The sequence below is a fragment of the Paraburkholderia sp. JHI2823 genome (assembly GCF_038900695.1).
GTDB lineage: Bacteria > Pseudomonadota > Gammaproteobacteria > Burkholderiales > Burkholderiaceae > Paraburkholderia > Paraburkholderia mimosarum.
Window position 1 is genome coordinate 1 of the sequence record NZ_JAYMRY010000380.1, and the last position, 277, is coordinate 277.

A 277-nucleotide genomic window follows, 5' to 3' on the forward strand; every position below is an offset into this window, starting at 1 on the left:
TGTTCAACGCCTTGCGCTGGATTGTCCGCGCGGGTGCGCCGTGGCGTCTGCTGCCCAATGACTTTCCGCCGTGGGAGACGGTCTACCAGCAGACGCAGCGCTGGATTCAGGCAGGCTGTTTCGAGATGGTCAATGACCTGCGTTCGATTATCCGGGTGGCGCAGGATCGCCGGGGTCAGCCCAGTGCAGTCATCCTCGACGGCCGTACGCTGCAGTCGACGTGCGAGAGCGGTCCACGCGCAGGCTATGACGGGTACAAGCGTAAGAAAGGGAGCAA

General features: G+C 62.8%; 1 protein-coding gene. It reads left to right on the forward strand.

From position 1 onward, the window contains the following. Positions 1 to 277 (forward strand): transposase (locus tag VSR34_RS39065; protein WP_342965312.1); only part of this gene is annotated, 277 nt, incomplete at both ends.